Origin of the sequence: Streptomyces sp. M-16, from assembly GCF_052114405.1 — a bacterium.
Classification (GTDB): Bacteria; Actinomycetota; Actinomycetes; order Streptomycetales; family Streptomycetaceae; genus Streptomyces.
Map to the genome: position 1 here is coordinate 1 of NZ_JBFRER010000186.1, position 9,528 is coordinate 9,528.

8 protein-coding genes and 1 pseudogene are annotated in these 9,528 nt (G+C 75.9%); 4 read left to right on the plus strand and 5 right to left on the minus strand.

Annotated elements, in window-relative coordinates; all coding sequences use genetic code 11:
- The 3 genes and pseudogenes from AB4039_RS39900 to AB4039_RS39910 all read right to left on the minus strand — a co-directional run.
- Positions 1 to 246: pseudogene (locus AB4039_RS39900) on the minus strand (ABC transporter); the annotation flags it as partial.
- Positions 243 to 1,058: an ABC transporter ATP-binding protein gene (locus tag AB4039_RS39905; protein WP_442273079.1), complete on the minus strand. Its 816-nt coding sequence runs from the start codon at positions 1,056 to 1,058 to the stop codon at positions 243 to 245. The pseudogene AB4039_RS39900 and the gene AB4039_RS39905, both read right to left, overlap by 4 nt.
- Positions 1,055 to 1,729 carry an AIM24 family protein gene (locus AB4039_RS39910; RefSeq protein WP_266843278.1) on the minus strand — a complete coding sequence of 225 codons (675 nt, stop codon included), beginning with the start codon at positions 1,727 to 1,729 and terminating at the stop codon, positions 1,055 to 1,057. Before AB4039_RS39910 ends, AB4039_RS39905 begins: the two co-directional genes overlap by 4 nt.
- 71 nt (positions 1,730 to 1,800) lie before the next feature.
- Between AB4039_RS39910 and AB4039_RS39915 the strand changes: the two genes are divergently transcribed.
- The 4 genes from AB4039_RS39915 to AB4039_RS39930 all read left to right on the plus strand — a co-directional run bounded on the left by AB4039_RS39915 (position 1,801) and on the right by AB4039_RS39930 (position 6,891).
- Complete coding sequence (locus tag AB4039_RS39915) at positions 1,801 to 2,550, plus strand: aminoacyl-tRNA hydrolase (RefSeq protein ID WP_266843276.1); 750 nt, start codon at positions 1,801 to 1,803, stop codon at positions 2,548 to 2,550.
- A gap of 147 nt (positions 2,551 to 2,697) precedes the next feature.
- Positions 2,698 to 4,062 (plus strand): multinuclear nonheme iron-dependent oxidase, encoded by a 1,365-nt coding sequence (locus AB4039_RS39920; protein WP_442273075.1) that lies wholly within the window; start codon positions 2,698 to 2,700, stop codon positions 4,060 to 4,062.
- The gene (locus tag AB4039_RS39925; RefSeq protein ID WP_442273076.1) at positions 4,059 to 5,150 is read left to right on the plus strand and encodes a TIGR04222 domain-containing membrane protein; all 1,092 of its coding nucleotides are present in this window, start codon (positions 4,059 to 4,061) and stop codon (positions 5,148 to 5,150) included. Before AB4039_RS39920 ends, AB4039_RS39925 begins: the two co-directional genes overlap by 4 nt.
- Before the next feature lie 109 nt (positions 5,151 to 5,259).
- The gene (locus tag AB4039_RS39930) at positions 5,260 to 6,891 is read left to right on the plus strand and encodes an alpha/beta hydrolase (protein WP_442273077.1); all 1,632 of its coding nucleotides are present in this window, start codon (positions 5,260 to 5,262) and stop codon (positions 6,889 to 6,891) included.
- 110 nt (positions 6,892 to 7,001) lie between these two features.
- Here the strand turns inward: AB4039_RS39930 and hemQ are convergent, their stop codons facing one another.
- Positions 7,002 to 7,715: a hydrogen peroxide-dependent heme synthase gene (hemQ, locus tag AB4039_RS39935; RefSeq protein ID WP_266843270.1), complete on the minus strand. Its 714-nt coding sequence runs from the start codon at positions 7,713 to 7,715 to the stop codon at positions 7,002 to 7,004.
- A gap of 23 nt (positions 7,716 to 7,738) precedes the next feature.
- Positions 7,739 to 9,211 (minus strand): protoporphyrinogen oxidase, encoded by a 1,473-nt coding sequence (gene hemG / locus AB4039_RS39940; protein WP_442273078.1) that lies wholly within the window; start codon positions 9,209 to 9,211, stop codon positions 7,739 to 7,741.
- Between the last annotated feature and the right edge of the window lie 317 nt (positions 9,212 to 9,528).

Sequence of the window (9,528 nt, forward strand, 5' to 3'; positions counted from 1 at the left end):
CACCCGGGGCGGTCCCGCCGCGGCGGCGGCGCAGGCGCGGGCCGCCGGGGGCTCGGCGCTCACGCAGATCCGGACCAGCCAGGCCGTCTGCGGGACCAGCCCGGCGGCGGCGTAGCCGAGGGAGTCCAGGGCGCGGTCGCCGGGCCGGATGCCGACGGCCACGAAGGCGGCGTAGACGACGAGCGGGGCGATCCAGCGCTGCGAGCGCAGCAGCAGCGCGGCCTGGTAACGCAGCAGGGCGGTCATCGCAGTTCCTCCACGGCGCGGATGTGCCAGGGCGGCCGGGCCGTGAGCAGCTCGCGCAGTACGGCGTCGGAACGGTCGGCGTCCACCGTCAGCAGGACCCCGCCACCGGGGGCGGGCGTGGCGGCGAAGCCGGGCGGCGGGGCGGCGCCGGGCGGGCCGGCCGCGTGGATGCGGACGGACGGCCGACGCGCCGCCCCGACCGGGACGGGGACCAGGGCGGCGGCCTCGATCCGGTGGTGGGCGTCCGGCCGGCCAGCGAGGCGCGCCGGGTCGTGGTCGACGAAGACCACCGTGCCTCCGGCCGCGGTGCGTTCGGTGACGGCCCGGTCCAGCTCGGCGCGGGCCGGGGCGTCCAGCCCGGTCCACGCCTCGTCGAGGACGAGCAGCCCCGGCTCGGCGAGCAGCGCCTGGGCGACGGCCACCTTCTGGCTGGTCCCCTTCGACAGTTCGGACAGCGGGGTGCGGGCGTACGCGGCGGCGCCGAACCGCTCCAGTCCCGCGGCCGCCCGGCGGGCCGCCTCCGCGCCCGTCAGGCCGTGCACCCGGCCCAGGTGGGTCAGGTAGGAACCGGCCGTCAGGGGCAGGGCCGCCGGGAAGCGTTCGGGAACGTAGGCGGTCCGGTGCGGGCGGCCCGCGACGCGGCCCTCCGTGGGGGTGTCGACGCCGGCGAGGATCCGCAGCAGGGTGGACTTGCCGCCGCCGTTGCYGCCCTCGATCCGGACCAGGGACCCGGGCGGGAGCTCCAGGTCGACCCCGCGCAGCACCCAGGGCCGCCGCCGTCCGTAGCGGCGGCCGACTCCGGTGAGTTTCAGTGACCCGCCGCCGATTCGGTGACCTCGCTCGGCCGCACGATGACGAAGCCCTCGCCGCTCAGCTTGAGCTGGACGGCCTCGCCGGAGCCGCCGCGGATCATCGAGCCGACCGACTGGGAGCGGTGCAGCCCGGTGTCCAGCGCGGCGCTCCAGCCGACGACCGCGTCCGTGTCCACGTACACCGGTGCCTGCGGGGTCACCGGGATGATGATCGGGTGGCCGTCGCAGACGACGGCGAGCTTGCCGGTGCCGGTGAAGAGGCTGTTGAAGAGGCCGCCGCCGGTCATCCCGGCGCCCTTGACCATCTTTATCTCGTAGGACAGCGTCGGGTCGAAGCACAGGACGTTGCGCCCGTTGATGGTGAAGGCGTCGCCCGGCTCGAAGTCGATGATGAAGCAGTTGCCCGCCTCGTGGGCGAACCAGGCCTCGCCCTGCCCGCGTACGGACATCAGCGCGAGCCCCTCGCCGGTGACGGCGCGCTTGAGCATGCCGCCTATGCCCTGGCCCTTGCGCTCGAACCGGAGGTCGCCCCGGAAGGCGACCATCGAGCCCTGACGGGCCAGCATCTCGCCGTTGACGGCGTACTTGACGGACTTGGCGTTCTGAAGGCTCATGCCCGGTGCGGTGGCCGGTCGGGCCAGGTTCTCGGACGCGAAAAGATCACTCTGCATGACCCCGATCCTCGCCCGGGGCACGTACCCGGGACATCCTCCTCAAGGCGGAGGCTGGCATCCTTGGGCGGATGAGCACGCAGGACGCACCCAAGACCTCAGACGTACCCGCCGTCGGCGCGGACAGCCCGTTCCGGCAGGAGCACGCGGCACGCGACGGGGCGCCGCAGTTCGTCCTGCCGCTGGTCGTGCGGATCGAGAAGGCGGACCCGCCGGCCCGGACCGACGCGCTGGAGACGGCGGCCCGCGCGGTCCTCGTGCTGCTGACGGACGAACGGGCGCACGGCGAGGGCGAGTGGGCCGAGGCCGTGCGCGACTGGCAGGACGCCCGGATCCGCAAGGTGGTGCGCAGGGCGCGCGGCGCGGAGTGGCGCAAGGCGGGGACCCTCCCGGGCGTCACGGTGCACGGCGAGCGGGCCGAGGTCCGGGTCTTCCCGCCGGTGCCGCTCGACGGGTGGCCCAAGGAGCTGGCCAAGCTGCAGGTTTCGGGCACCGACCTGGACGACCCCGCTCCGGCGGCACCCGCCGCGGCGGAGCTGCCCGTGCTGTGGCTGAACCCGGACCTCGACATGTCGGCCGGCAAGGCGATGGCCCAGGCCGGGCACGCGGCGCAGCTGGCCTGGTGGGAACTGACGCCGGCCGAGCGGGACGCGTGGCGGGAGTCCGGTTTCCGGCTGGCCGTGCGCACGGCCGCGCGCGAGCGGTGGGCCGCGCTCAGCGGGAGCGGGCTGCCGGTGGTGCGCGACGCCGGGTTCACCGAGATCGCCCCCGGCTCCTGCACCGTGGTCTCGGACCACCCGGCGCTGCGGGCCCGGCTCTGAGCCGGGAACCTCAAATGTTGCTCTGAACGTCCCCTCCTCACGGTTGGCCCCGCGCCGTCGGGGCCATCACACGGTCATACGGACCGCGAGCACGGATGCGGGCCGGTGAGTACCGGCGGGGGCCGGCGAAGGGGGGGCGGGGGAACCATGAAGCCCATGGCACGCCTGGGGGTGGGCATCGGCTGGCGGCCGGAGATCGCGGAGGCCGTGGAGCGGCTCGGACACCTCGACTGGGTCGAGGTCGTCGCCGAGAACGTCTGCCCCGGTCACCTGCCCGCGTCGCTGCTGCGGCTGCGCGAGCGCGGGGTGCGGATCGTCCCGCACGGGGTCTCGCTGGGCCTCGGCGGCGCCGACCGCCCCGACCCGGCGAAGCTGGCCGCGCTCGGGGAGCGGGCGGTGGCCCTGGGGGCGCCCCTGGTCACCGAGCACATCGCCTTCGTACGCACCTCCTCCCCCGTGCTGGAGGCCGGACACCTGCTGCCGGTGCCGCGCACCCGGGACGCACTGGACGTGCTGTGCGAGAACGTCCGGATCGCGCAGGACGCGCTGCCGGTGCCGCTGGCACTGGAGAACATCGCCGCGCTCGTCTCCTGGCCCGGGGAGGAGCTGACGGAGGCACGGTTCCTGACGGAGCTGGTGGAACGGACCGGCGTACGGCTGCTCATCGACGTGGCCAACCTGCACACGAACCGGGTGAACCGGGGTGAGGACCCGGCGGGGGTGCTGGACGGGATCCCGCTGGAGGCCCTCGCGTACGTGCACGTGGCCGGGGGCGTGGAGCGGGACGGCGTGTGGCACGACACCCACGCGCACCCGGTGCCGCCGGTGGTGCTCGACGTACTGGCGGCGCTGCGGGAGCGGGTGGACCCGCCGGGGGTCCTGCTGGAGCGGGACGACGACTTCCCGGCGGAGGCGGAACTGGCCGCCGAACTGGTCCGGATCCGCGAGGTGGTGACGGCCACGACGGGCACGGGGCCGGGCACGGCGGCCGCGGGAGTCCGGCCCGGCGCCGGGGACACGCCCGACGCGGAGGGCCCCGGGAGTGCGCCGGATGCCGACGGCGGTGGCGCGGATCCCGGTGTGCGGGACACGCCGGCCCTCGACGCCGCCCGTACCCGCGTGGGGCTCGGGCAGGCGGCCCTGCTGTCGGCGCTGGTCGCCGGTACCCCGGTGCCCGAGGGCTTCGACCGGCAGCGGATCCGGGTCCAGGCACGGGCCCTGACCGCCAAGCGGGCCTCGGTCGTCGCGAAGGTCGCGCCCGAGCTGCCGGAGATGCTGGGCGGGCCCGACGCCTACCGCACGGCCTTCCTCGGCTACGCCCGCAACCGGCCCATGACGTCCGGGTACCGCCGTGACGCCCTGGACTTCGCCGAACACCTGCTGATCCAGGACCTGCCCGCCGACCCGGCCGCCCGCCGCCGGCTCACCGCCTGGTGGCGGGACCGGTCCGGGGCGCGGCCGCCGGGCCGGATCGTGCGCTGGGCCCGCGCCCTGACGGGGAGAGCCGCGTGAACGTCGTCGCCATCGCCGTCTGGGCCGCAGTCCTCGGCTCCAGCGCGCTGCTGCTGCGCGCCCTGTTCCGGGCGAGGCCCCGGGTGCCCGGGACCTCGCCCACCCTGCACGACCTGTCGGAGGCGGCTTTCCTGGCGGGCGGTCCCGGCGCCGTCGTCGACGCCGCGCTCGTCTCGCTGCTGGGCGACGGCCGGCTGGCGGGCGGCGGCCCCGGCATCGTCCAGGCACGGCCCGGGGCGCCGGCCACGGACCCCGCCGAGCGCGCCGTGCTGCTGGCGCTGCGACAGGCACCGTCGGGGTGGCTGTACCAGGTGCGCTACGCCGCCATGCTCGACCCCGCCGTCCAGGAGACCGGGGACGGGCTGGCGGCCCGCGGGCTGATCGCCCCGCCCGGCACGGGGCGCGGGCTGCGGCGGTGGGGGCTGGTCCAGGCCCTGGTGTGCGGGATGCTGGTGCCGGTGTCGCTGCCGCTGACCTTCGTGGCGTGGGCCCTGGATCCGGCCCCCCAGGTGCCGTTCATCGTCAAGGTGCTGCCCGCGCTGCTGGCCGGGATCGCCGTCGGCGCCGTGTGCGCGAAGCGGGCCGGGCGGCGGATCACCCCGGCGGGCCGGGCGGCGCTGGCCGGGATGCGGGCGCGGTACGCGGGCGACCCGGCCGATCACGTGCAGACGGCCCTGTTCGGGCTGCGCGGCCTGCGGGATCCGGACCTGCGGCGGCAGCTGCTGCCCGCCGCCCGGAGCACGCGGCTGGCCGCGGCCCAGTCGCGGGCCCGTACGCGCTCGGGGTCGTCGTACGGCTCGCGCACTTCGTCGTCCAGCTCGTCCACCTCGTCCGCCGACCTCCTCCCGGTGCTCTGGTGCGCCGCGAGCGACGGCGGCTCCTCCACCGGTTCGGGCGGCTGCGGTTCTTCGAGCAGCGGTTGCGGGGGGTCCTCCGGATCCGGCTGCGGGGGTGGCGGTTCGAGCTGTGGCAGCGGCGGTTCGAGCTGTTCCGGCAGCGGCTCCAGCTGTGGCGGGAGCAGTTCGAGCTGCGGCGGCAGCAGCTCAAGCTGTTCCAGCAGCAGCTCCAGCTGCGGCAGCAGTTCCTGATCCCGCGTACGGCAACCGGGGGTAGCGGCGGCGACACCCGGGCGCGGGCCTGTACAGCGGTACGGACTTGACATCTCATCGGATCGGACGATGAGACGAAGGGGGCGCGATGCGGACGAGGCGTGCACACCGTTACGGAGCCGCCGCGGCGCTCCTCTCCCTCGCCCTGTGTCTCCCGGCCCCCGCCGCGACCGCCGCCCCCCGGGACGCCCGCACCGCCGCCGAGGACGCCGGGGCCGAACTGGCCGCCCGCCGGGCCGGCGCCGCCCGGCTCGGCTTCGGTCCCTGCCCCGCCGTCGAGGAACTGCCCGGGGCCGTGCGCTGCGCGGCGTTGCGGGTCCCGCTGGACTACGCCCGCCCGGGGGGCCCGCAGATCTCCCTCACCGTCAGCCGGATCCCGGCCACCGGCCGCGGGGACGCCGTCCGGCAGGGCTCGCTCGTGTACAACCCGGGCGGCCCCGGGGCGTCGGGGACCTACTTCCCGGTGCTCGGGGGCCGGCCCGCGTGGAGCCGGATCGCGGCCGCCTACGACCTCGTCGGCTACGCCCCGCGCGGAGTGGGCGGTTCGGCACCGCTGTCCTGCCAGGACCCGGACGAACGGCCGCACGGCCCCTCCCAGGTCCCGGCCGTGCCCTCACCGGCCTACAAGCGGGAGCGGCTCGCCGCCTCACGGGCCTACGCGCGGGGCTGCGCCCGGCACGCCGGCGCCGCGCTCGCGCACTACACGACCCTGAACAACGTCCGTGACCTGTACGTGCTGCGGGCCGCGCTCGGCGAGCGCCGGCTGACCTTCGTGGGGGCCTCGTACGGGACCTACCTGGGGGCCGTGTACGCGACCCGGTACCCGGACCACGTGCGCCGCATGGTGTTCGACTCGGCCGTCGACCCCGATCCGCGCCGCGTCTGGTACCTCGACAACCTCGCCCAGGCGCCCGCCTTCGAGCGGCGCTGGGCCGACTTCCTGGCCTGGACCGCCCGGCACCACGCCGTGTACGGGCTCGGTACCACGCCCGGGGCGGTACGGGCGGCCTACGAGCGGGTCCGCGCGGCCGTGGCCCGGACTCCCGCGGGCGGGGTCGTGGGGACCGGCGAACTGCACGCCGCGTACCTCCAGACGGCGTACTACGACGACGTCTGGCCGGAGCGGGCCGCGGCCCTGGCGGCCTTCCTGCGCGGGGACGCGGAGCCGTTGACGCGTCAGGCCGCGCGCGATCCGCGGACGGCGGCGGAGGCGGAGAACGCGACAGCCGTGTACACCGCGGTGCTGTGCAACGACGCCCCGTGGCCCGCCGACTGGGAGACCTGGGACCGCGACAACACCGAACTGGCCCGCCGCGCGCCCTTCGAGACCTGGGCCAACGCCTTCCTGAACCTGCCGTGCGCCTCCTGGCCGGTGGCCGGGCGGCAACGGCCCGCCGACGTCGGGGCGGGTCCGGGGCGGCTGCCCCCCACGCTGATCGTGGCGGCGGAACGGGACGGGGCGACCCCGTACCCGGGTGCGCTGGAGCTGCAACGGCGGCTCGGCGGCGGGGCCTCGCTGGTCACGGAGGAGGGAGCGGGCACCCACGGGGTGGCCGGCGGACGCAACGGCTGCGTGGACCGGCGGGTGGAGCGGTACCTGCTCACGGGCGCCACCCCGGGGTGGCGCGTCACGTGTGCGCCGCATCCGGAGCCCGCACCGGTGTCGCTGGACGACCGGGCAGCAAGCGCTCCCAGGGCGCTGCTGCCGCCAGTCGTCTGAACTTCCGGGCGGGGTCTCCGGCTGCGTCGATTCGGGGGCAGGGCCTCCCGATCCCCGGAGGCCGCTCTTGTGTCACGAGCGGTCCCCCGGTCCTTCCCCCCAGGGGAGGTCTAGGCGAGTCCGGCCACCAGATCGGCGACGGACTTGCGGCGCCCGGTGTAGAAGGGCACCTCTTCACGGACGTGCATCCGGGCCTCGGAGGCACGCAGGTGGCGCATGAGGTCGACGATGCGGTAGAGCTCGTCCGCCTCGAAGGCCAGCAGCCATTCGTAGTCGCCCAGAGAGAACGAGGCGACGGTGTTGGCCCGCACGTCCGGGTAACCGCGGGCCATCTTGCCGTGGTCGGCGAGCATGCGGCGGCGGTCCTCGTCGGGCAGCAGGTACCAGTCGTACGAGCGCACGAAGGGGTAGACGCTGACGTAGTCGCGGGCGACCTCGTCGGCCAGGAAGGCCGGGATGTGGGACTTGTTGAACTCGGCCGGGCGGTGCAGGGCCATGTTCGACCACACCGGCTCCAGGGCGCGGCCCAGCCTGGTGCGGCGGAAGAGGTTGTACGCGGTCTGCAGCTCGTCCGCGGTCTCCGCGTGCCACCAGACCATGACGTCGGCGTCGGCGCGCAGGCCGGAGACGTCGTAGGTGCCGCGGACGGTGATGTCCTTGGCGGCCAGCTGGTCGAAGAGCTCCTGGACCTCGTCGGCGAAGCCGGTACGGTCCTCCGGAAGGACGTCCTTCAGCTTGAAGACGGACCACAGGGTGTAACGGATGACCTCGTTGAGGTCCTTCGCCTTCTTCCCCGCGTTGGGGATCTTCTCTGGTGCAGTCATGTGTCCATTGTCCCGTGTGCTGATCAGTGGTCCGTGCCAGGGGTGGCCATCGCGGCCATCCCGGCCGTCACCGCGTCGGCGGCCTTCCCGGCGCTCGCGACGCAGGCCGGGATCCCGACCCCGTCGTAGACGGCTCCGCAGACGGCGAGGCCCGGCAGCTCGGCCACGGCGGCCCGGATCCGGGCGACCCGGGCGAGGTGGCCCACGGGGTACTGCGGCAGTCCGCCGTCCCAGCGGGTGACGGTGGAGGCCACCGGCCGGGCCGCGAGGCCGACGGCTTCGCCGAGGTCGGTGAGGGAGAGGCCGACCAGCTCGGCGTCCTCGCGCCCGAGGTCGCCCTCGTCGCCGTGCCGGCCCACGGAGGTCCGCAGGAGGAACAGGTCCGGATCGGCCCCGGCCCAGGCCCACTTGTTGCTGGAGAAGGTGGAGGCCTTGATCGTCCGGCCGTCGACGGGCGGTACGAGGAACCCGCTGGCGCCGCCCCCGGCGATCGAGGCGGGCAGGTCGGAGCGCCGGAAGGCCATCGTGACCAGGGCCATGGAGGCGTACTCGACCTCGTGCAGCGCGGCGGCCGCGGTCGGGGCGAGCGCGCCGAGCAGCCGGGCGGCGGGCCCGGCCGGAACGGCGAGGACCACCCCGTCGGCATCGAGGACCTCGTCGGCGGTCGTGATCCGCCAGCCGCCGGGCGTCCGGCCGATGGCGCTCACCGCGGCGCCCGTCAGGATCCGCGCCCCGGCGGCCCGGCAGGCGCCGGCGACGGCGATCGGCAGCCGGCCGATGCCGCCGGAGATCCCGGCGAAGAAGGCGCCGGTGGCCGCCGCGCCGATGACGGTGGTCCGCTCCGCGGCCGTCGCCTGGACCGCGCGGACGCTCCCGGTCAGCGTGGGGTGGGTACGCACGGCCTCGTAGAGGGCGGGGACGGCGGCGCGCATCGAGATGCGGTAGGCGTCGCCGGCGTAGACCCCGCCGAGCAGCGGTTCGACCAGCCGGTCCACGACCTCGCGGCCCATCCGGGCGGCGACGTACTCGCCGACGGCCACGTCGTCGCCGACCTCCGTGGGCGGGAGGCCGGTGTCGGCGGCGATGCGGGCGAGGCCCTCGGCGGACAGGACTCCGGAGGCGGCCAGCGGGGCCGTGTCGCCGGGCACGCCCATGACGTGGCCGCGCGGCATCGGGCGCAGCGCGCCCCGGGTCCACAGCTGGGCGGTCGCGGTGGCGGGCGGCTGGAGCGCGTCGCCGAGCCCCACGGCCCGGGCCAGGTCCACGGCTTCGGGGCGGCGGGCGAGGACGGACTCGGCGCCGAGGTCGACGGGGACCCCGGCGAGCTCGCCCGCGTACAGCTTGCCGCCGAGGCGCGGACCGGCCTCCAGGAGGGTGACGCGGACGCCGTCGGCGAGCAGCCGGTGGGCGGCCGCGAGACCGGCGATGCCGCCGCCGATGACGACGACGTGGCGGGTGGGGGCCCGCCGGTCCGTACGCATGTCCGCTTCGTGCATGGACACATGGTCTCAGACCCCCCGGCGAGGCCGGAACGTGACCGCATCGGGACCGCTCCGGAACCGTGCGTACGAAACCCGCGGCGCCACCCTGAACGTCGAAGCGGCGACATCAGCCGATCCCCGGGGGGTACTGACGATGCGCTCGACCCACAGGTTCGACACCGGACGCCGTACGGCGGCGGCGCTGGCCGCGCTGTCGCTGGCCGGGGTCCTCGCGCTCACCGGCTGCGGCGCCGCCGGCTCCGGCGGCTCCTCGGACAAGGCGGCCGTGGCCCCGGCGGCCCGGGGCGAGGGCGCGCCGGGCGGCGGGGCGG

Coding starts and splice junctions, on each gene's coding strand:
- AB4039_RS39930 (WP_442273077.1), top strand. CDS start 5,260: ATGCGGACGAGGCGTGCACACCGTTACGGAGCCGCCGCGGCGCTCCTC.
- AB4039_RS39920 (WP_442273075.1), top strand. CDS start 2,698: ATGAAGCCCATGGCACGCCTGGGGGTGGGCATCGGCTGGCGGCCGGAG.
- hemG (WP_442273078.1), bottom strand. CDS start 9,211: ATGCACGAAGCGGACATGCGTACGGACCGGCGGGCCCCCACCCGCCAC.
- hemQ (WP_266843270.1), bottom strand. CDS start 7,715: ATGACTGCACCAGAGAAGATCCCCAACGCGGGGAAGAAGGCGAAGGAC.
- AB4039_RS39910 (WP_266843278.1), bottom strand. CDS start 1,729: ATGCAGAGTGATCTTTTCGCGTCCGAGAACCTGGCCCGACCGGCCACC.
- AB4039_RS39915 (WP_266843276.1), top strand. CDS start 1,801: ATGAGCACGCAGGACGCACCCAAGACCTCAGACGTACCCGCCGTCGGC.